At 63.0% G+C, this 19,750-nt stretch carries 22 protein-coding genes, 1 tRNA gene and 1 pseudogene; 14 read left to right on the top strand and 10 right to left on the bottom strand.

Annotated features, from left to right (window positions below):
- Positions 1-150: 150 nt before the first annotated feature.
- The 4 genes from AC0L14_RS06535 (at position 151) to msrB (ending at position 2,879) form a co-directional block, all read left to right on the top strand.
- The gene (locus AC0L14_RS06535) at positions 151-690 is read left to right on the top strand and encodes a sigma-70 family RNA polymerase sigma factor (RefSeq protein WP_473488433.1); all 540 of its coding nucleotides are present in this window, start codon (positions 151-153) and stop codon (positions 688-690) included.
- Positions 687-1,385, top strand: a complete 699-nt coding sequence (locus tag AC0L14_RS06540; RefSeq protein ID WP_473488460.1) for an anti-sigma factor — start codon at positions 687-689, stop codon at positions 1,383-1,385. Before AC0L14_RS06535 ends, AC0L14_RS06540 begins: the two co-directional genes overlap by 4 nt.
- Positions 1,386-1,604: 219 nt before the next feature.
- The gene (locus AC0L14_RS06545) at positions 1,605-2,162 is read left to right on the top strand and encodes a fasciclin domain-containing protein (RefSeq protein ID WP_473638864.1); all 558 of its coding nucleotides are present in this window, start codon (positions 1,605-1,607) and stop codon (positions 2,160-2,162) included.
- A 216-nt stretch (positions 2,163-2,378) separates the two neighbouring features.
- Positions 2,379-2,879, top strand: a complete 501-nt coding sequence (gene msrB, locus AC0L14_RS06550; protein WP_095494149.1) for a peptide-methionine (R)-S-oxide reductase MsrB — start codon at positions 2,379-2,381, stop codon at positions 2,877-2,879.
- A gap of 144 nt (positions 2,880-3,023) precedes the next feature.
- Here the strand turns inward: msrB and AC0L14_RS06555 are convergent, their stop codons facing one another.
- Complete coding sequence (locus tag AC0L14_RS06555) at positions 3,024-4,556, bottom strand: DHA2 family efflux MFS transporter permease subunit (protein ID WP_473749050.1); 1,533 nt, start codon at positions 4,554-4,556, stop codon at positions 3,024-3,026.
- Positions 4,557-4,638: 82 nt separating this feature from the next.
- Entirely contained in the window at positions 4,639-5,820 is a 1,182-nt protein-coding gene (locus AC0L14_RS06560; protein WP_473748966.1) for an HlyD family secretion protein, read from the bottom strand.
- Between the two features lie 161 nt (positions 5,821-5,981).
- Here AC0L14_RS06560 and AC0L14_RS06565 point away from each other — a divergent pair, with 161 nt between their 5' ends.
- The gene (locus AC0L14_RS06565; protein WP_473488436.1) at positions 5,982-6,701 is read left to right on the top strand and encodes a TetR/AcrR family transcriptional regulator; all 720 of its coding nucleotides are present in this window, start codon (positions 5,982-5,984) and stop codon (positions 6,699-6,701) included.
- A 99-nt stretch (positions 6,702-6,800) separates the two neighbouring features.
- Here AC0L14_RS06565 and yihA read toward each other — a convergent pair whose 3' ends face one another.
- From yihA to rpmH, 5 genes are all read right to left on the bottom strand, one after another.
- On the bottom strand, positions 6,801-7,460 hold the full coding sequence (gene yihA, locus AC0L14_RS06570; RefSeq protein ID WP_473488437.1) for a ribosome biogenesis GTP-binding protein YihA/YsxC: 660 nt from the start codon (positions 7,458-7,460) through the stop codon (positions 6,801-6,803).
- Positions 7,457-8,095: a CatB-related O-acetyltransferase gene (locus AC0L14_RS06575; RefSeq protein ID WP_473488438.1), complete on the bottom strand. Its 639-nt coding sequence runs from the start codon at positions 8,093-8,095 to the stop codon at positions 7,457-7,459. Before AC0L14_RS06575 ends, yihA begins: the two co-directional genes overlap by 4 nt.
- 202 nt (positions 8,096-8,297) lie before the next feature.
- A complete protein-coding gene (gene yidC, locus AC0L14_RS06580) occupies positions 8,298-10,112 on the bottom strand; it encodes a membrane protein insertase YidC (protein WP_473488440.1) in 1,815 nt (604 codons plus the stop codon).
- Positions 10,113-10,125: 13 nt separating this feature from the next.
- Complete coding sequence (gene rnpA / locus AC0L14_RS06585) at positions 10,126-10,479, bottom strand: ribonuclease P protein component (protein WP_473488441.1); 354 nt, start codon at positions 10,477-10,479, stop codon at positions 10,126-10,128.
- Between the two features lie 16 nt (positions 10,480-10,495).
- Entirely contained in the window at positions 10,496-10,630 is a 135-nt protein-coding gene (rpmH, locus tag AC0L14_RS06590; RefSeq protein ID WP_008833937.1) for a 50S ribosomal protein L34, read from the bottom strand.
- Between the two features lie 112 nt (positions 10,631-10,742).
- Here rpmH and AC0L14_RS06595 point away from each other — a divergent pair, with 112 nt between their 5' ends.
- The 6 genes from AC0L14_RS06595 (at position 10,743) to AC0L14_RS06620 (ending at position 15,685) form a co-directional block, all read left to right on the top strand.
- Positions 10,743-10,928 carry a hypothetical protein gene (locus AC0L14_RS06595; protein WP_473488442.1) on the top strand — a complete coding sequence of 62 codons (186 nt, stop codon included), beginning with the start codon at positions 10,743-10,745 and terminating at the stop codon, positions 10,926-10,928.
- On the top strand, positions 10,925-12,409 hold the full coding sequence (locus AC0L14_RS06600; RefSeq protein WP_473488443.1) for an ATP-binding protein: 1,485 nt from the start codon (positions 10,925-10,927) through the stop codon (positions 12,407-12,409). The genes AC0L14_RS06595 and AC0L14_RS06600 overlap by 4 nt, the downstream gene beginning before the upstream one ends.
- Before the next feature lie 151 nt (positions 12,410-12,560).
- Positions 12,561-12,637 (top strand) — tRNA-Arg (locus AC0L14_RS06605).
- Positions 12,638-13,061: 424 nt separating this feature from the next.
- On the top strand, positions 13,062-13,880 hold the full coding sequence (locus tag AC0L14_RS06610) for an oxidoreductase (protein ID WP_473527053.1): 819 nt from the start codon (positions 13,062-13,064) through the stop codon (positions 13,878-13,880).
- Between the two features lie 240 nt (positions 13,881-14,120).
- Positions 14,121-14,711: a TetR/AcrR family transcriptional regulator gene (locus tag AC0L14_RS06615; RefSeq protein WP_473488484.1), complete on the top strand. Its 591-nt coding sequence runs from the start codon at positions 14,121-14,123 to the stop codon at positions 14,709-14,711.
- Positions 14,712-14,932: 221 nt separating this feature from the next.
- Positions 14,933-15,685, top strand: a complete 753-nt coding sequence (locus AC0L14_RS06620; RefSeq protein ID WP_473749051.1) for an alpha/beta hydrolase — start codon at positions 14,933-14,935, stop codon at positions 15,683-15,685.
- 272 nt (positions 15,686-15,957) lie between these two features.
- On the opposite strand, the pseudogene AC0L14_RS06625 reads toward AC0L14_RS06620, so the two are convergent.
- Positions 15,958-16,167: pseudogene (locus AC0L14_RS06625) on the bottom strand (thioredoxin domain-containing protein); the annotation flags it as partial.
- A gap of 45 nt (positions 16,168-16,212) precedes the next feature.
- On the opposite strand from AC0L14_RS06625, the gene AC0L14_RS06630 reads away from it, so the two are divergent.
- Positions 16,213-16,575: a DUF1223 domain-containing protein gene (locus tag AC0L14_RS06630; RefSeq protein WP_473488537.1), complete on the top strand. Its 363-nt coding sequence runs from the start codon at positions 16,213-16,215 to the stop codon at positions 16,573-16,575.
- 247 nt (positions 16,576-16,822) lie between these two features.
- Here the strand turns inward: AC0L14_RS06630 and AC0L14_RS06635 are convergent, their stop codons facing one another.
- Together AC0L14_RS06635 and AC0L14_RS06640 are read right to left on the bottom strand one after the other, a co-directional pair.
- On the bottom strand, positions 16,823-17,698 hold the full coding sequence (locus AC0L14_RS06635) for a patatin-like phospholipase family protein (protein WP_473488486.1): 876 nt from the start codon (positions 17,696-17,698) through the stop codon (positions 16,823-16,825).
- A gap of 13 nt (positions 17,699-17,711) precedes the next feature.
- On the bottom strand, positions 17,712-18,173 hold the full coding sequence (locus tag AC0L14_RS06640) for a GTP cyclohydrolase I (RefSeq protein ID WP_473748967.1): 462 nt from the start codon (positions 18,171-18,173) through the stop codon (positions 17,712-17,714).
- Here AC0L14_RS06640 and AC0L14_RS06645 point away from each other — a divergent pair.
- Both AC0L14_RS06645 and AC0L14_RS06650 read left to right on the top strand, forming a co-directional pair.
- Positions 18,131-18,319, top strand: a complete 189-nt coding sequence (locus AC0L14_RS06645; RefSeq protein WP_473749059.1) for a hypothetical protein — start codon at positions 18,131-18,133, stop codon at positions 18,317-18,319. The two genes, AC0L14_RS06640 and AC0L14_RS06645, sit on opposite strands and share 43 nt — an antisense overlap.
- 70 nt (positions 18,320-18,389) lie before the next feature.
- Positions 18,390-19,589, top strand: a complete 1,200-nt coding sequence (locus AC0L14_RS06650) for an MFS transporter (protein ID WP_473488489.1) — start codon at positions 18,390-18,392, stop codon at positions 19,587-19,589.
- Positions 19,590-19,750: the final 161 nt, after the last annotated feature.

Genomic DNA, 19,750 nt, shown 5'->3' on the forward strand with positions numbered 1-19,750 from the left:
ATTGGACCCAAAAGTGGAAACCGGTTTTGAGAAAATCCGATGCTCAAACAAAATCGGCTCTTTTCTTGGCAATCGAAGTTCACGACGCTCTCGCTGCCCAGAACGCTTCCGCCGTTGCAAATAGATTGCAATCGCCTAATTTGACAGCCGATGACGCCGCAGGATATCAGCAATCTGATTGTCCGGACTTCGATGAAGGACCGGGCTGCGTTCGATCTGCTCTACCGGCAGACCAGCGCGAAACTTTTTGGCGTCTGCCTTCGTGTATTGAAGGACCGGGGAGAGGCAGAAGAGGCGCTGCAAGAGGTCTTCGTCAAGATATGGACGAAGGCGGATCGTTTCGCCGTCTCGGATCTAAGCCCGATTTCCTGGCTGGTGGCCATTGCGCGCAATCATGCGATCGACCGGATAAGGGCGCGGCGAGAGCCTGCCGCCTACATCGATGCCGCGCTGGACGTGGCCGATCCGGCGCCGGGACCGGAGGCTGCGGCTGTTGCGGGCGGTGAATCCGAGCGCATCTATCGTTGTCTCGATGAATTGGAAAAGGACCGGGCGGCGGCCGTCCGGGGCGCCTATCTGGACGGCGAAAGCTATGCCGAACTGGCCGCACGCCATGGCGTGCCGCTGAACACGATGCGGACCTGGCTGCGGCGCAGCCTGTTGAAGCTCAGAGAGTGTCTGGAAAGATGACGCCGGCAGAGGATAGCGGACCGGAACCTGGGGGCGACGACCTGTTCGCCGCCGAATACGCTCTTGGCGTGCTTGACGCGGACGAACGCGAGATCGCGTCACGCCGCATCGACGCGGACGCCGCTTTCGCGCGCCTTGTCGATGCCTGGGAGGCGCATCTTTCGCCGATGGCCGCCGCCTATCCGGAGACAGAGCCCCCGATCAGGGTCAAGGAGGCATTGGATCGCCGGCTGTTCGTTGCAGGGCCTCGCGCCGGTCTGTGGTCGAGCCTTGCCTTCTGGCGCGGCCTTGCCGCCGCTGCTGTCGCGGCGCTGGCGATCTATGTCGCCGTGCCGTACTTCAATCCGCCGGTCGAGCAGCCGCGGCTCATCGCCTCGCTGGCTGCCGACGGCAGCGACGTCAAATACCTTGCCGTCTATGACGCCGCCCATCGCGAGGTTGGCTTGTCGCACGTCTCCGGCGAGCGCGCCGCCGGCAAGGATTTCGAGCTGTGGATGATCGAGGGCAAGAACGCGCCGGTCTCGATGGGCGTCATCCCGGCCGGTCAGACCGCGCGTATGACCATCTCCCCGGCCGTGCAGGAAAAACTTGCGCAGGGCGCCGTTCTTGCGGTCAGCCTTGAACCGGCCGGCGGTTCGCCGACCGGCCAGCCGACCGGCCCTGTGGTCGCTGCGGGCGATCTGAAGAGCATCTGATCGCCTCTGTCTGCCGACTTTTCGAGAAGATTTTAAATCTATCGCCTGTGGTGACGTTAGCTTGGAAGCATGCAGGCTGTAAGGGTCCTGCCCTGAAAATCATGCTCGCCGTTATAAAAAATAAAATTTTCTCCTGAACGGGCGAAACTCGGGCATTTATCCCCCGTATCTCCTTGCGCCCCAAAAGAGGGGAAGAAATAAACTGAGGAGATAGAAATAATGCGTAAGTTCGCCACCCTTTTGCTTGCCGGAACGGTCGCCGTCTCCGCGCTCGCCACCGCGGCCTATGCCGAAAATCCGATGGTCGGCGGCGCCGCCATGTATGCCACCAAGAACATCGTCGAGAACGCCGTCAATTCGAAGGATCACACGACGCTGGTCGCGGCCGTCAAGGCCGGCGGTCTCGTCGACACGCTGCAAAGTGCCGGTCCCTTCACCGTGTTCGCGCCGACCAACGAGGCCTTTGCAGCACTTCCGGCCGGCACCGTCGACACGCTGCTCAAGCCCGAAAACAAGGACAAGCTGGTCAAGATCCTGACCTGCCACGTCATCGGTGCCAAGGCGATGGCCGCCGACGTCGCCAAGATGGCCATGGACGATGGTGGCGCGCACAAGGTCAAGACGGTTGGCGGCTGCGAGCTGACGCTCAAGGCCGACGACGGCAAGGTCACCGCGACCGACGAGAACGGCAATGTCGCCAATGTGACGGTCGCCGATGTCGAGCAGTCGAACGGCGTCATCCACGTCATCGACAAGGTTCTCCTGCCGAAGATGTAACGAAGGGGTCGTCGCCAGCGAAGATATGGCTGAGGCACGATGCCGAGTGCGCGGGTTCCGCTTGCGTGACCCGCGCAATCGGCAACCGTACACTCCGCGCCGTCCGCTGTAGGCGTGGGGCAGGTGCGGAGTGCCCGTTGTCGGGAGCTGGCCGTCACCAGCTTTTGATTTCCATGTGACGGCCGAATTTGGCAAAGGGACAGAGGAGGAATGGTGATGATCCGGCGCGATTTTCTTTGGAGCGGTGCCGCTGTGGCATTGTTGGCAGGCACGGCAGCAGCGCTGCGCATGGGCCGGCCGCAGGACGCACACGCGACCGAAACCTTCGAGGTCACCAAGACCGAGGCCGAGTGGCGCGCCATCCTGTCCGATGCGGCTTTCAATGTGCTGCGCAAGGAAGGCACCGAATATCCCGGCACCAGCCCGCTGCTCAACGAACACCGCAAGGGCATCTTCGCCTGCGCCGGCTGCGACCTGCCGCTCTATTCCTCCGAGACGAAGTTCGATTCCGGCACCGGCTGGCCGAGCTTCTGGCAGGAGATTCCCAACGCCGTCGGCATGACCGTGGACAGGTCCCTCGGCATGACCCGTACCGAGGTGCATTGCCGCCGCTGCGGCGGTCATCTCGGGCATGTCTTCGACGACGGCCCGCCGCCGACCGGCTTGCGTCATTGCATCAACGGCGTCGCCTTGACCTTCAAGCCGGCCACCGCCTGACCTAAAGCGCTCGCGTTTGACCGGCCTCACGCGACGCGCTTTAGGCTGTTGTCTTATGCATGTCGTTATCGCAAAACCGCTGTGCACTTTTGCGCGACATGCATTAGAGCGCCGCGCGTCCTTTGGACGCGCAAAGTTGCGCTATCAGTGTCCGCCACCTCCGCCCGCCGGTTCTGCCGGTTTGCGGATGACCATGGTGAAGATCGCCAGCGTGGCGAACAGCGCCGTCAAGAGATAGAACACGTCCATGAAGGACAGCAGCGAAGCCTGCTGCTGGACCATAGCAGACAGTTTGGAGATCGCCGCCTTGGACGCGTCCAGGCCGGCATTCTGCTGGAAGTCGAGCGTCATGTTCTGCAGCTTGGTCTGCGCCTCGGCACTGCCCCATTGCACATGCTCGGCCAGCCTTGCGTAGTGGAAGGCGTTGCGATCGATCAGCACGGTGTTGATGACGGCAAGGCCGACAGCGCCGCCGAGATTGCGGGTGAGGTTGAACAGGCCGGATGCATTCTTCAGCCGGTCAGGCGGCAGCGTTCCCAGCGCAATGTTGTTGATCGGCACCATGCACAGCATCATCGAGGCGCCGCGCAGGATCTGCGGCACCAAAAGCTCCCAGAAATCCCAGTCGGCGGTCAGATAGGTCATGCGCCAGGTGCCGGCTGCGAAGCCGAAGAAGCCGATCATCATCATCAGCCGCGGATCCATCTTGCGCGACAGGATGCCGGAAATCGGCGCGGTCGCGAACATCGCCAGCCCGCTGACGAACAGCGCCTCGCCGATCATCAGGGAATCGTAGCCGCGGATACGCCCGAGGTACACCGGATAGAGATAGGTCAGGCCGTAGAGGCCGATGCCGATGACGAACGAGAACAGCGAGCCGAAAGCGAAGTTGACATTGGCGAAGGCTTTCAGGTCGACGATCGGCTCCTCTGCGGTGAAGGCGCGCCAGAAGAACAGCACCGCGCCGGCCGTCATCAGGATGGCGCAGACGAACACGGCCTGGTCCTGAAGCCAGTCGTTGTTGGGACCTTCCTCGAGCACATATTCCAGCGAGCCGAGGAAGGCCGCCATGCCGGCAAGGCCCCACCAGTCGAACTTGCGGAACAGGCTGAGATTGGGCTTGTCGAAGTCGATCAGCGACCACGCCGCGGCGGTCACCAGGATGCCGGGCACCACATTGATCAGGAACAGCCAGTGCCAGGACGTGGCATGGCTGATGTAGCCGCCGACGGTCGGGCCGATGGTCGGCGCCAGCGTCGCCACCAGGCCGATCATCGGCGACACCATGGCGCGACGCGACGGCGGGAAGATGGTGAAGGCGGCAGCGAAGACGCTTGGAATCATGCCGCCGCCGATGAAGCCCTGGATGGCGCGGTAGACAATCATCTGGTCGATGTTGGTGGCGGTCGCCGCCAGCGCGCTGGCCGCGGTGAAGCCAGCCGCGGAGACGGTGAACAGCACGCGCGTCGACAGCATCCGGCTGAGAAAACCGGACAGCGGGATCATGATGACTTCGGCGATCAGATAGGCGGTCTGCACCCACGGGATTTCGTCGGAACTGGCGCTCAAACCCGCCTGGATCTCGGCCAGCGAGGCTGAGACGATCTGGATGTCGAGGATCGCCATGAACATCCCGAACACCATCGCCAGGAAGGCGATGATGCGGCGTGTGGGAATGGTATCAGGCGTAGCCGGCCTCGCCGGCGGCGATCCTGCTGTCAAGGTTGCGGTTGCCACGGCATTGCTCCCAAGCGGCCGCTTAGTTCGACGCGGCCGGTGCGGTGCGGCTGTCGACGGCGACGACGACGCTGAGGCCGGCGCGCAGCTTGCCTGTCTTCAGCACAGCCGCCGGCACGTCGATGCGAACCGGGACGCGCTGCACGACCTTGGTGAAATTGCCAGTGGCGTTTTCCGGCGGCAGCAGCGAGAACACCGCGCCGGATGCCGGCGCCAGCGACGAGACGGTGCCTTCGAAATCCTGGCCGTCGATCGCGTCGACCGAAATCCTGACCTTTTCGCCAGGCACCAGGCGGGCAAGCTGGGTCTCCTTGAAATTGGCGACGATGTAGAGCTTGTCCATCGGCACGATGACGGCGAGCTTCTGTCCGGGGCTGATCAGGTCGCCTTGCTCGACCGAGCGGTTGCCGACGACACCGTCATAGGGCGCGCGCAGCACGGTGAAGGACAGGTCCCGCGCGGCCTTGTCCCGGGCCAGCTGCAGCGACGCCAGCGTGCTTGCCGTCTCCGCGCGCTGCGCCTGGAGCACGCCGATATTGGCCTCAGCCGCCGCGATCTGGGCGTCGGCGCCTACAAGGGCGGCATTGGCCTGCTCGACCGCGGTCTGGGCATCATCCAGTTGAGCCTGGGTGCCGACATGTGTCTTGAGCAATTGGGCGGCGCGCGCTTGAACACGCGTCGCATTGGCGGCGGCGGCCTGGTCTGCGGTCTTCTGCGCCTGCGCCTGCTCAAGCGATGCGCGCGCCGCCTCGGTCTGGGCGTCGATGCGGTCGAGCGTTTTGCTCAAGGTGGCGATCTGCGCCTCGGCCTGGGCGACCGCTATTTTATAGTCGCCATTGTCGACGACCAGCAACGGGTCGCCGGCCTTGACCTGCTGGTTCTCGGTCACCTTGACCTGATCGACATAGCCGGAAATTTTCGGCGAGATGAACGCCATGTCTGCCTGGACATAGGCGTCGTCGGTTGAGATCATGAAGCGCCCGTCGGTCCAGTAATCGTAGCCATACCAGGCGCCTGCGCCCAGCAAGCCAAGCGCGATGATCGGCAACAGAAAGGAGCGTGCCGAACGCTTCTTTTTCGCCGGCGCCTCGGCCGGAGGCCTTATTGCGGGCTCAGTCGGTGGGTTCGGCGCTTCGATTGCTGGCGCAACCTTGGCGTTGGGGAATGGACGGACTTCGGCGGTGGGGGTCGCGTTCGAGGACATGGGATCTCTCTTGGCATTCTCTCTGGAAACTGGGCATCTCTCTGAAAAATTAGTCATACTGAACCGTTCGGTTCGATGCGAACGTTGACTTAGCGCGGAGAGAGGCCCATATCAAGGGCGATCGAACCGATCGGTTCGAATATTTTTCGAGGTGTGACGTTATGACCGAACCCGACAAGGACCAGTGCGAGCTGCTGGATGGCCTGCGTCGCGGCCGCCCGGCGGCGGGACAGGACCCGGTCAAGCGCAGCCAGATCATCGAAGGCGCGCGTCGTGTCTTCATCGACAAGGGCTTTGAAGCGGCGTCGATGAACGACATCACCCGCGAGGCCGGCGTTTCCAAGGGCACGATCTATGTCTACTTCGCCAATAAGGAAGAGCTGTTCGAAGCGCTGATCGAGGAAGAACGCGGCACGATCTTCAAGAACATGTACGATATGCTCGACCGCGCCGACGACCTTCGCGAGACGCTGGTGAAGTTCGGCAAGGTGCTGTCCCTCAAGATCACCTCGGCCAAGGTCATCCAGGCGCAGCGCACGGTAATCGGCGCGTCGGACAGGATTCCCGAACTTGGCGCGCGCTTTTACGAACGCGGCCCGAAACGCGGCCATGACAAGGTCGTTGCTTTTCTCAATGCCGCCATCGAGCGCGGCCTGCTCAAGATCGACGATGTCGATCTTGCCGCCTATCAGTTTACCGAACTGTGCCTGGCGGGCCTTTTCCGTCAGTGCATATTCGCCTACCGCACCAAAGCCCCGAGCCAGGATGAAATCGACCACATCGTCAGGTCGGGCGTCGGCATGTTCTTGAAGGCTTACGGCACCGAAAGGCTTGCCGCGGAAGAAAGCACCCAGACGATTGCCCTAGAGGCAAAGTCTTAAAGCGCGTCGCGTTTTGACCGGCCTCACGCGACGCGCTTTAGGTTGTTGTTTATGCATGTCGTTATCGCAAAACCGCTGCACACTTTTGCGCGACATGCATTAGCCGCCATTGGCCGCCAGCACGATCGTCGCGCGCAATTCCTCGAGGCCCTCGTTCTTTTCCGACGACGTGGCGAGAACGAACGGAAACGCGGCCGGCCGCTTCTTGATCTTCTGCAGTGTCTCTTCGGTCAGCCTCGTCAAACCGGCCACCTTGATCTTGTCGGTCTTGGTCAGCACGATCTGGTAGGACACCGCCGCCTTGTCGAGCAGCGACAGCACTTCGTCGTCCTTGGCCTTGATGCCATGGCGGGCGTCGATCAACACGTAGACCCGCTTCAGCGTGACGCGGCCCTTGAGATAGTCGAAGACGAGTTTCGTCCAGTCGTCGACCTTCTCCTTGGGCGCGGTGGCGTAGCCGTAGCCCGGCATGTCGACCAGCGCCATCGGCGGCAGATCGGCGCCTTCGCCGGAAAATCCGCCCGGAACGAAATAGTTGAGTTCCTGCGTCCGCCCCGGCGTATTTGATGTGCGCGCCAGTCCCTTCTGATTGACCAGCGCGTTGATCAGCGACGATTTGCCGACATTCGAGCGGCCGGCAAAGGCGATCTCAGGCGGCCCTTCAGGTGGCAGGAATTTCATTGCCGGCACGCCGCGGATGAAGATCCACGGCCGCGTGAATAGCTCTATGCCGATCACGGTCTTGTTCAACGCGTTCAAACCGCTGCCTCCAGAAGAGAAATATCGGCGCCACGAATGGCATTGAGATTGTGGCTGATCTTTTCCACCGGCCAATCCCACCACGCGGCCGCCAAAAGCCGCCGGATGGTCCTGTCGTCGAAGCGCATCTTCACCGCCTTGGCCGCATTGCCGGCGACGATCGCATAGGGTGGCACGTCATGCGTCACCACCGATTTTGCCGCAACGATGGCGCCATGGCCGATCGTCACGCCGGGCAGGATCGCCGCTTCCATGCCGATCCATACATCATTGCCGACCACTGTGTCGCCGCGCAATTCTCTCGACCAGGTTGCCGGGTCGAAACCCTCTTCCCAGCCATGACCGAAGATGTTGAACGGATAGGTCGAAAAGCCGGACATGGCATGGTTGGCGCCGTTCATGATGAAGCGCGTGCCCTCGGCGATGGCGCAGAACTTGCCAATGATCAGCCGGTCGCCGATGAATGGATAATGATGCAGCACGCACCGCCCGGCGAATTTGTCCGGCCCGTCCGGATCGTCATAATAGGTGAAGTCGCCGATCTCGATATTCGGCGCCGTGACCAGTCCCTTCAGGAAGCCGACGCGGGTATGCATCGGGATCGGGTGCTTGATGTTGGGGTTGGGTCCTATCATAGATGGCTCCATCGACGAAAAAACAGGCAGGTCAAAAATAGCGCGATCCGCCCGGCAGCACCAACCGCGTGCGCAGCGGATCATCCGCGGCGGCGTCTACCGCCGGGCCGACTGGTTTCGCCGTTCGCCGGCGGCTCGGCTTGTGCGAAAAAAGCCCCGTTCGAACCGGGGCTTTCCTGGATTCGCAAAAAGGGAGCGCCGGCTATTCCGCCGGTGACGGTTTCTTCCGGAACAGCGCGACCAGATTGTCCCACAACTCGATCTTGGCGCCCTGTCGCTTCATGATCACGCCTTGCTGAATGATCGAAAGCAGATTGTTCCAGGCCCAGTAGATGACGAGGCCGGCCGGAAAACCCGCCATCATGAAAGTGAAGACCACCGGCATCCAGGTGAAGATCATGGCCTGCGTCGGGTCGGGCGGCGTCGGGTTCATGCGCATCTGCAGGAACATGGTCACGCCCATGATCAGCGGCCAGACGCCGATCATCAACATATCCGGTAGCGCGATCGGAATGAGGCCGAATAGGTTGAAGATCGAGGTCGGGTCGGGCGCCGCCAGATCCTGGATCCAGCCGAAGAACGGTGCGTGCCGCATCTCGATGGTGATGTAGAGCACCTTGTAGAGCGCAAAGAAGACCGGAATCTGCAGCGCCACCGGCCAGCAGCCGGCGAGCGGATTGATCTTCTCGGTCTTGTAGAGCTCCATCATCGCCTGTTGCTGCTTCATTTTGTCGTCCGCGTATTTCTCGCGGATCTCAAGCATCTTGGGCTGCACCTTCTTCATGTTCGCCATCGACGCGTAGGACTTGTTGGCGAGCGGGAAGAAGAGCGCCTTGACGACGACGGTAGTGGCCAGGATAGCCACGCCGAAATTGCCGAAGAATTTGTAGAGCGTGTCGATCAGATAGAACATCGGCTTGGTGATCCAGATGAACCATCCCCAGTCGATCAAACGGTCGAACAGCCTGATGTTGCGGTCTTCTGCATAGGCGTTGACCTTGGCGACTTCCTTGGCGCCGGCGAAGATTTCGGTCTCGACCGTCGCCGACTGGCCGGCATCAACGGTGATCGGGTCGGTGAGGAAGTCGGCCTGGTAGCGCGGGCGGCCGTCCTCGAAATAGGCGTAACGCGGCTGGAACGGCTGCTTCTCCGTCGGAACCAGCGTCACCGCCCAGTATTTGTCGGTGATGCCCAGCCAGCCATCGGTCGACTTGCCCGGCGTAAACTGCTTGTCCTCCTCGACCGCCGCATATTTGTGTTCCTGCAGGCCTTCCGTGCCGGTGACGCCGATCAGCCCCTCATGCAGCACATAGATGCTGGCAACGGCAGGCTTGTCGAAGCGGGTAACACGACCGTAATTCGACAGGGTAACGGCGGCCGACCCCGAATTCTGCACCGTGTCCGACACCGTGAACATGTAGTCGCTGTCGACGGAGAAGGTGCGCTTGAAGGTCAGGCCCTTGTCGTTGGTGAAGCTCAGCGTGACCGGGGTCGCCGGCGTCAGCGTCGTATTGCCGTCGACGGTCCACACGGTTTCCGGGCCCGGCACCGTGCCGGTCTTGTCGCTGCCGACAAAGCCGATCTCGGCATAGTAGCCCGTAGGCAGCGCTGCCGGGTTGAGCAGTTCGATCTCGGGCGAGTTCTTGTCGACCGTCAGCGTGTAGTGCTTGAGCTTGAGGTCGTCGAGACGAGCGCCGGTGAGGTTGATCGAGCCCTCCAGGCTCGGCGTGTCGATCCTGACGCGCTTGGTCGACGCCAGCGCCTGCTCGCGGCCGGCCGGCGTCGTGCCTTCGGTTCCCGGTGCGCTAGGAATGGCACCTTGCTTCGGCACCGGCGTTTCGCTGCCACCCGGACTGGTGCCTTGGGCCGCCTTCTTCTGCTCCGCTAGCCGCTGCTCTTCGATACGGGCCGCCTCGCGTTGCGCCTCGCTGTGCGGCAGCACGTAAAAATACTGCCAAAGCGACAGGATCAGCACCGACAGCGCGATGGTGATGAAGAAGTTCCGGTTGTTTTCCATCGAAAGCCTTGGCCTATCGTGTTCCGCGCAGTCGGCGGGAGAGTTCGGCCTTCAACTGGCCGAACGGAATGGTAAGCACATCTTCGCGCCCGACGATGACATAGTCATTGCCAGGCTTCATGTCACCCGCGGCATGCGTGCGCACGGCTTCTCTCAGTCGCCGCCGGATGCGGTTGCGGGCGACTGCGTTGCCGACTTTCTTGGTGACCGTGTAGCCGACGCGAGGCGCCTCTGCGTCGCTGCGGTCCAGAACCTCGACGAGAAAAAGCCGCCCGCGGCGCTTTTCGCCACGCCGGACGGCCAGGAATTCCGCGCGCTTCAGAAGCCGCTTGGGATGTGCTCCCACTGGCTTGCCGGTTGCGGGCAACGATCTCGTCTTCCGTTCAGGCGCTTAGCCGCTTGCGACCGCGGTTGCGGCGGGCTGCGACGACGCCACGACCACCTTTGGTGGCCATGCGGGCACGGAAACCGTGCCGGCGTTTGCGGACGAGTTTGGACGGTTGGTAGGTACGCTTCATTTGTTTTAATACCGCGGGGTGCGGCCCTTCTTGATTCTGTCACTCTGTAACAGGAGCTTTGCCCGGCCGGTTTTGGCGCGATCGAAACCGCGCCGGGACGAATGGCCCGAGCGTGAGCGGGCTTATAGAAAGAAGGGTTTTGGAAGTCAATCCGGCGCCGACATCCGGCACCGTCAGTCCGATGGCTGAAGTCTGGGCGGCCTTATCCCGTATTGGGACGAAGGATGAAATTGGCAAAAAAGCCGAAAATAGCCTAATCTCGCTCGATCAAGTGATCGTGAAGAAAAAAGCAGCATGAGTGAAATCCTATCCGATGAAAGGACCGATCGGGCGACGACCGCCGCCCGGAGGGTGCCGTTGTCGCGAGGATTGTCGACCAAGCTCCTGCTGCTCACCATCGTCTTCGTGCTCCTGGCCGAGGTCCTTATCTTTCTGCCCTGGATCGCCAGCTACCGGATGAGTTGGCTGAAGGAAAGGCTGAGCACCGCTGCGGCCGTCTCGATCGTGCTGGTGCAGGGAGAGCCCGCCTCGCTGTCCCGCGCCGCCCAGAACGATGTGCTGATGGCGATCGGCGCAAAGGCGATCGCCGTGCGCGACGGGGGTGTCTCGCGGCTTCTGGTCGTGGCTGAGATGCCGCCGCAGGTCGACGAGCATATCGACATCGCCAATGTCGGCCTGGTCGCGGGCATGACCGGCGCTTTGGACACGCTGTTTTTCGGCGGCGAGCGGATGCTGCGCGTTTTCGGCCCGGTCGGCGACAGCGACAAGGAATTCGAGCTGATCATGCCCGACTACAGCCTGCGCAATGCCATGCTCATCTATTCGCGCAACGTCGCCTTCGTCTCGCTGCTGATCTCGTTGTTCACCGCCATGCTGGTCTATGCAGCCATAGACCTGATCATGATCGGCCCGATCCGGACGATGACGCGCTCGATGCTGGCCTTTTCCGAGGCGCCGGACGACCCCGGGCGGATCATCCACCCTGCCGCCCGCGCCGACGAGATCGGCGTTGCAGAGCGCGAGCTCTCGCAGATGCAGGAGCGGCTGCAAAAGATGCTCTCCGAGCAGAAACATCTCGCCGACCTTGGCCTCGCCGTGTCGAAGATCAACCATGATATGCGCAACATCCTGGCGTCGGCGCAGCTGATGTCGGACCGTCTGCGCCAGGTCAAGGACCCGACCGTGCAGGCCTTCGCGCCGAAACTGCTGCGGGCGCTCGATCGTGCCGTATCCTATTCGGAAGGTGTGCTCGCCTATGGCCGCACCCAGGAGCCGCCGCCCTCGCGCCGCAGGCTCAGGCTGCGCCAGCTGGTCGACGACGTCCACGGCCTGCTCGACACCGAAGGCGGCATCGAATTCGTCAACGCCGTCGATCTGGCTTTCGAGGTGGATGCCGATTCCGATCAGCTTTTTCGCGTGCTCACCAATCTTTGCCGCAACGCCGTGCAGGCGATGGCGGCGGACGCGGAAAGTGCGGTGGTACGCCGGCTGGAGGTGTCGGCCGAGCGCGTCGGCAGCGTCAGCCGCATCACGGTCACCGACACCGGCCCCGGCCTGCCGCCGAAGGCGCGCGAGAACCTGTTCGCGGCGTTTCGCGGCTCGGCCCGCAGCGGCGGCACCGGCCTTGGCCTGGCGATCGCCTATGAATTGATCCGCGCCCATGGCGGCACGGTGGAGCTTGTCGAAAGCAGAGGCGGCCGCACCGCATTCGCGGTTACCATTCCGGACCAGCCGGTCCGGCTCGACCAGGCCCGCAACGGCCTGCGCCGCCCGGCCTGATCCTTGCCCCGCCCGATCCTCGTCAAGGCACAACAGCAAAACTTTTGCCGGATCGGCTTGCTTTTCGGAAATTCAGTCGCTAGGGAACACGTCACATCGCGGCCGGTCGTCAAGGATCGGATCGCGGGCCATGCAAAGCATGGCCTGTTGCGCGCCCGTAGCTCAGCTGGATAGAGCACCAGACTACGAATCTGGGGGTCAGGAGTTCGAATCTCTTCGGGCGCGCCAATAATCTCAAAAGCTTAGCCAAGTTGCACCGTTTCAAATCAGCAAACTGAAACGGTTTTTGAAACGGTTTTGTAGTTTCGGATAGTGCAGCGCGCGATTGAGCGGGCGCAGCGAAAGATCGGCAACGCCTCTGTGTGAACAGTTCACGTCCTGACCGCTCAAGGGCCGAAAGCTGCCTGCCTGCGGCCATCGACGATCAGCGTCGCCAGATAGCCCTCTAGGACCTCGACCACGGTCGCTGGATCGCAGATGCAATCCACTTCGAGCTCGAAGGCCGGCCCATGCGAGACCGCTTACCGTTACCGCCCGGCCCCCTGTGGTCCTCGTCTCGCCCTCCATGAGAGTACGAACATAATTTAATCCTTGCCTTGCGACCGCCCAACGCCTATTGTCGTATGAACGTAATTCAAAACTTCAGGAGCTTATGATGACAACAACTCCGCAGGTTGCGCTCGTAACAGGCGCCACCTCAGGCATCGGCAAGGCCACAGCGATCGCCTTGGCCGCCGCAGGTTTCCAGGTGATCGGAACCGGCCGCAACACCGCAAAACACACCGCGCCCGCCGGGGTGAGCTACCTGGACCTCGACGTGACCCGCGACGAATCGGTCGCCTTAGCGGTCAAGCAGGTGATCGACCGGTTCGGGCACATCGACGTCCTGGTCAACAACGCCGGCGTTGGCACAACCGGCGCAGCCGAGGAGTTCTCGATCACCCAGACGCAGGACATCTTCGACATTAACGTCTACGGCGTCATGCGGACGACCAAGGCGGTCCTGCCGCACATGCGCGTCCAAGGCCGCGGACGCATCATCAATGTCTCCTCCCTCAGCGGGTTCGTCCCCAGCCCGTTCATGGCCCTCTACGTCTCGACCAAGCACGCGGTCGAGGGCTACTCCCAGTCGCTGGACCACGAGGTTCGCGATTACGGCGTCCGGGTCCTGCTCGTCGAGCCCGGCCCGATCAACACTCCGTTCGCAGGCCACAGCGTGGAGGCCGATACCGCCATGCCGCTCTACGCGGCGGGACGGCGCAACTACGACGAGCTGCTGGAGAAGAACCTCAGCAGCGGCGACGACCCCGCCGTCGTCGCCAAGGTGATCGTCGCGGCGGCCACCGACCGGAACCCGAAACTACGGCGCACCGCCGGTACGACCGCCCGGATCATCAACGCGGTGCACCGCGTCGCCCCGGCGCGGATCTTCGACCGCGTCATCCGCAGATTCAACCGGATGCCGAGCTGATCGCTGCCGAGATCCACTAACCAGTCATTCGCAGGTCTACCGAGGAGAGTCATGCAGCAGCAGAGCCAGCAGACGGCCCGCCACCACGCACCGTACATCACCAACGGCGGGCTCCCCGAGCCCCACGACTCGAAAGTGCAGACCGCGAGGATCAACGTCCCGGCTCTCCTTGCCAACGCTGCACACTGACCTGGCCATAGTAGTATCCGGAGCGCAAGCCCGGCTGAGGTAGAGGAACGCATGGTGCGTTACACGAAAGAACACAAGCAGGAGACAAGGCAGCGGATCATTGCGACGGCCGGTCGACGGCTCAAGCGGGACGGTATCGACGGCTCCGGAGTCGCGACGCTCATGAAGGACGCGGACCTGACCAACGGCGCCTTCTACGCCCACTTCGAATCCAAGGACAGCCTCGTCGCGGAGGCGGTCACCGACCAACTGCACACACTGCACGCGAACATCGTCGAGCTGGCGGAGCCCGGCCCGGCCGGGCTCGAACAGCTCGTGCGCTGGTACCTGTCGGCCCACCACCGGGACAATCCCGGCGACGGCTGCCCCAACGCCGCCCTGCTCGACGAGATCGGGCGCAGCGCGGACGCAATCAGGCAGGCGTACACCGACGGCGTGCTGGTCGTCATCGACGGCCTCGCCGCCCGCATGGCACCCGAAGATCCGCCCTCGGCCCGCGTGAAGGCGCTCAGCCTCCTCGGCCTGATGGCCGGGACGCTACAACTCTCCCGCGCCCTGACCGACCGACAGCTCTCCGACGACCTCCTCGAGCAGGGCCTCCGCAACGCCCTGGCCCTGGTGGACGCCGAGCTCCGACCATGACCTTCATTTCTGCGATTACCCCCCCGGCACTCCCGGCGACGTCGCCCTCCATCAGATAGGAACACGATGACCGAGCAACCCTTCAACCCACAGCTGCGAGCCGCGCGGTTCCTTCCCGCACCATCATCAACGCCCGAACGCTTCCCGCGCTCCGTGTCCTCACCAAGCTCACCGGGATCACTCGGCGGCCGGACGCGCAGGTCGTATCCGTGAACGCCGATGTGTCAGTACACGTCTTCCGCCCGGCTTCGGCCCGGCCTCGGACTCCGGCACTGTTGTGGATCCACGGCGGCGGAATGGTGCTCGGCGACGCGGCGCAGGACAGCGGCTTCTGCCGCCGGATCGCCGATCAGCTCAACATCGTCGTCGTCTCGGTGGAGTACCGGCTCGCGCCCGAGCACCCGTTTCCGGCGCCGCTGGAAGACTGCTACACCGCGCTGCAATGGCTCGCCCGCCAACCCGACATCGACCCCGCACGCATCGCCATCGGTGGCGCCAGCGCCGGCGGTGGTCTGGCCGCCGCGTTGGCGCTGCTGGCGAAGGAACGCGGCGAGATCCGTCCGGTTCTGCAACTGCTGTCCTACCCAATGCTGGATGACCGGACCACCACCCGCACCGACATCGACCCGCGGCGGCTCCGCCTCTGGAGCCCGGCAAGCAACCGGTTCGGCTGGCGCGCCTACCTCGGCCCCGCCACCGCGGACGGCAACGTGCCCCCGCTGGCCGCGCCGGCCCGCTACGACGACCTCTCCGGCCTGCCGCCCGCATGGATCGGCGTCGGCACCAACGACCTGTTCCACGACGAGAACGTCACCTACGCCCGGCGGCTGCAGCAGGCGGGCGTCGCCAGCACCCTGCACGTAGTGCCCGGCGCCTACCACAACTTCGACGCCATCGAAGCGAAAGCCGCCATCTCCCGGGCCTTCGTCAAGGCCCAGACGACGGCACTGGACGAAGCACTCAACGGCGGCTGAACGGACGTACACGACAGGTCAGCCTCGCGCGCCTACCTCGCGCGGCTGAAGGAACGCACGACCGGGCGCGACATGCCGGCCAGCCCGGGGACGTACCGCGCGAGCCGACCGCCCTGCGCCGCTGGGGCCTGCAGGCGCCCGCCGAGTGGTCGTCGGCGGTCGGCCCAGGTGCTCATCGTCCACGGCGACAGCGACCGGCTGGTGCCGCCCGCGAACGCCAGAATCGGGGTCCCTCGGCGACGTTGGCACACACTGGTGCGGCTGAGCCCGTAGAGGTGGCGCAAGCCGAAAGCACGGTGCGAGGCCCGCTTCGGGTCGGATGCGGCGAGAAGATCGGGGGCCGGGTGGTAACGGAAATAGAGCTGCGCCCGCTCGACCGGCGTAATGACCACCGCCAGGCATTCAACGCCTTTCTCACGCAGGGCCGGCTTGAGTTGCGCCATCACCGCGACATGGCGCCGGCAGAACGGACAGCGTAGGCCTCAGCCGCTGCACGGCGTAGCCCTATCCGCTCCGGGCGGATCAGCATTGTCGGCAATCGCCTCTCCGAGGTAGAGGGTCTGCTCGGGGACGCGCGCTCCAACGAAGGGCCGGACGTGAGATTGGCTGATGGCTACGTGACGATCGGGCGCGGGAAAGCCCCTGCAGGCAGCACAGACGTATGGTTGGTTCGCTACGACCCGAAGGTGATCGAGGTGCCGGTCGCACGTGGCGAGAACAAGGGTCACAGACTGCCCCATTCTCACGTCGTCCGCGATCTGGTGAAGCTGGGCCAGTGGAGCGGGGGAGAGGCCACGCTGGCGGTGCCGACTCGCGCCGGCTCGCTGCGCACGGCGATATTGGTGCAGGAGAAGAACGGCGGCCCTATCATCGCAGCCAGTACCGACTGACGTTCTGTGAAATTGTCGCAATGATTGACAGGGCAGATAGTTAAATAAAAGCAGATAGTTATCGGGGGAATGATCTCGTGTCAAAGCCACACAGGGAGGCTGTCCCCCTCGTCGATTTCCGTTCCCGCGATGGGCGGCCTCAAGATCTCTTGAGGCGCCCTTTTGCCGACGGCATTGGCGGGTCTATGCCACGACCCATCCACTAGCCGCGCATCATCTACTGCTGTGAAATGTCGGCAACGGCGAGCTAACTCGTGTGCTTGTGGGACATCAATTGATGCGCAATGATGCGCGGACGATCGAGGCCTCCATCGGCGAGCCAAGCGTCGGTGCTTGCTGCAGCTTCCTCGATCAACTCGTTCGTATGAGAGAAATCATAGGGCGATCCGACTAGCGGACACAGTGGTGGCACGACAAAATAATCAATGCGGTCGTCAAGCCCTTGCAATTCGGTCATCAACTGCCGTGCAATCAGCAAGGTCAGTGCATGCAGCGCGTTTGCAACCGCCCCGACGGGGGGCTTGTCGAGCGCGCAGGCAAAACCGGTGGGCATGACGATCAGGCGCTGCGCGCCGTGATCGACTGCTACCTTGATCGGCGTGTTGCTCGATACCGCGCCGTCGGCAAGATAGAGATCATTGAATTGCACCGGTGCGAAGGCCGCCGGTATTGCGACACTCGCCATGATGGCTTGCGCGGCTGAACCTTTCGACAGCACGACGGTTCCGCCCGACAGTATGTCGGTCGCGACGACGTAGGCCGGGATGCTTGCGTCCTCGAGGTTGCGGTAGGGGAGATGACGGTCGACGAGCCCCTGAAGCGCGTCCGACGCGACAAGGAAATCCCGCCGACGCAAGAATCCGACCATCGTCCGCCATGTCAGCGGAAACACGTCGTTCCGACGCAATCCGCGCCAGATCGTCTCCAACTGCCGGACTCCTTCAATCGTTGGGTTGCCCGCGTAGTAGGCGCCGTTCAGCGCGCCGACGCTTGAGCCGACAACCATATCCGCTGAAATGTCGAGGCGCGCGAGCGAACGCAACATACCGACTTGAATGGCGCCAAAGCTGCCCCCGCCTGCAAGGACAAACGCCGTTTTGCGTCGAGCGCCATCGCTGGGCATGGGTACGGCCCCCTTAGCCTATGCGCGAGCTATGCGCACGGACCCCGCGTAACGTCATCCAGCCATGCTCGGCCTCGATGAAGACAGCGATTCTGTCTGGCTGCACGGCGTCGTCGATTGCGAGAGCGGTATCGTACATCAGGCGCTCCTGTATCTGCAAGCGCCGCGCGCAGCGGGGCAATCGAGTGAAGTCGCGCGTGGAATTCAGTCGCCAACTCCTTGGGCGCCGCCGTCTTACAAGCTCGCGTTGACGACCAAGGATGGGGCGCAGAGGGAGCTGATGTAAGTCGCCAAGCAACCTGTTTTGCCTGCATACGATAGGTTTTTGGTATGGAAACGAAAGACACAGAGCATTTCTCTTTGTGCGCCTGGCCAGTGACACTCCCGTCATACCCCGCCCCATACGTTGGGCCCCACGGAGGAGAACTGGACATGGCCTATGAAGTGATTGCGTCCCACACCTGGCTTGAGCCATTGCTCCTCGCCCTTGTCCTGCTCGGCTCCACTGCAGCGTTCGCCGAATTCGGTCTGCTCACCCGTTGGCAGAACAACGGCAAGGTGCCGGCCATCCTTTACTCGACCGATATCCTGCCGGCTGCCATGGACGAGCACACGACGTGAACCGGCGGCCTTTCGCGCCGCCACCAGTCCGCTCAGGTACGGAACGTCGAATCGTTCCCGGAGAATATGAATGACCAGCGTCGAACAGACTGCCCCTGCCACGCTACGCATGGTCGCCGCTGACAGTTGGCGATTCGGACTCATAGCTCTCATCGCTTTCCTTACGCTTGTCGATCTCTTCGCCACGCAGGCGATATTGCCGTCGCTGGTGATAAAGTTCGGGGTAAGCCGCGCGACGATGGGCTTTGCGGTCAACGCGAGCACGTTCGGCATGGCCATTGCCGGCATCGTCGTTGCGCTGTTCGGCCGCAACGTCGATCGGCGCAACGGGATCTGGATAAGCCTTGCGGTGCTCGCCATTCCGACGACGCTGCTTTCGATGACCGACGACATCACGACATTTGCCCTGCTGCGGGTCGCGCAAGGGCTCTGTATGTCGACCGCCTTCACGCTGACCGTGGCCTATCTCGCCGAGCATTTTTCGCCAGCGCAGGCGACCGGCGCGCTCGCCGCATACGTCACCGGAAATGTCGCCAGCAATTTCTTCGGCCGTATCATGTCGGCGGCGGTCGCCGATACGTTCGGCATCTCGACCAACTTCCTGACCTTCGCGGCTCTCAACATTGCGGGCGCATTGCTTGTCGCGCTGACGCTTAGGAAGACGGAACGGATGATGGCGACCGGCGGCGCGATGCCTGGTATGCACGCTTGGACCACGCATTTCAGAGATCGCCAGCTGCTCCATTCTTTCGCGATCGGCTTCCTCATCCTGTTCGTTTTCATCGGCACGTTCACCTATGTCAACTTCCAGCTCACCGCCCAGCCGATCAGCCTGTCGCCGATGGCGCTCGGCCTCGTCTATTTCGTGTTCCTGCCATCGATGATCACGACGCCGCTGGCCGGCCGCGTCGCCAGGCGCTTCGGCCCGAAGAGCGGCATAGCGCTGACGCTTGCCCTGGCGATCGCAGGGCTTGCCGCGCTGCTGTCGACCAGCCTGTCCGTCGTGCTTGCCGGCATGGCGCTGGTCGCGGTCGGCACGTTCCTCGCCCAGGCGATTGCAACAGGCCATGTCGGCCGCACTGCCAAGCGCGACAAGGCAGCGGCAAGCGGGATCTACCTCGCCTCCTACTATGCTGGTGGTCTCGTCGGCGGTTTTGTCCTCGGCCAGGTCTTCGACCGGTTGGGATGGACTGCGTGCGTGGCGGTTCTCGTCGCAGCCCTGATCTCCGCGATGGCACTCGCACGCGTGCTGACGGCCCCGAACAACTAGTCAGCGGGATCGCCTGCGGCGGCGATCGACAGCGGCCTTTGTTCCGCGGTTCGGCCGTAACCTTGCTGCCCAGAGGCCACGTTGCGAGATCGCTATCATTTCAATGTCCAAACGGCATTTCCGATCCTTTGGCAGGCCGGCCACACTGCTTTTCTGAAACG

Source organism: Mesorhizobium sp. WSM4841 (assembly GCF_055811515.1).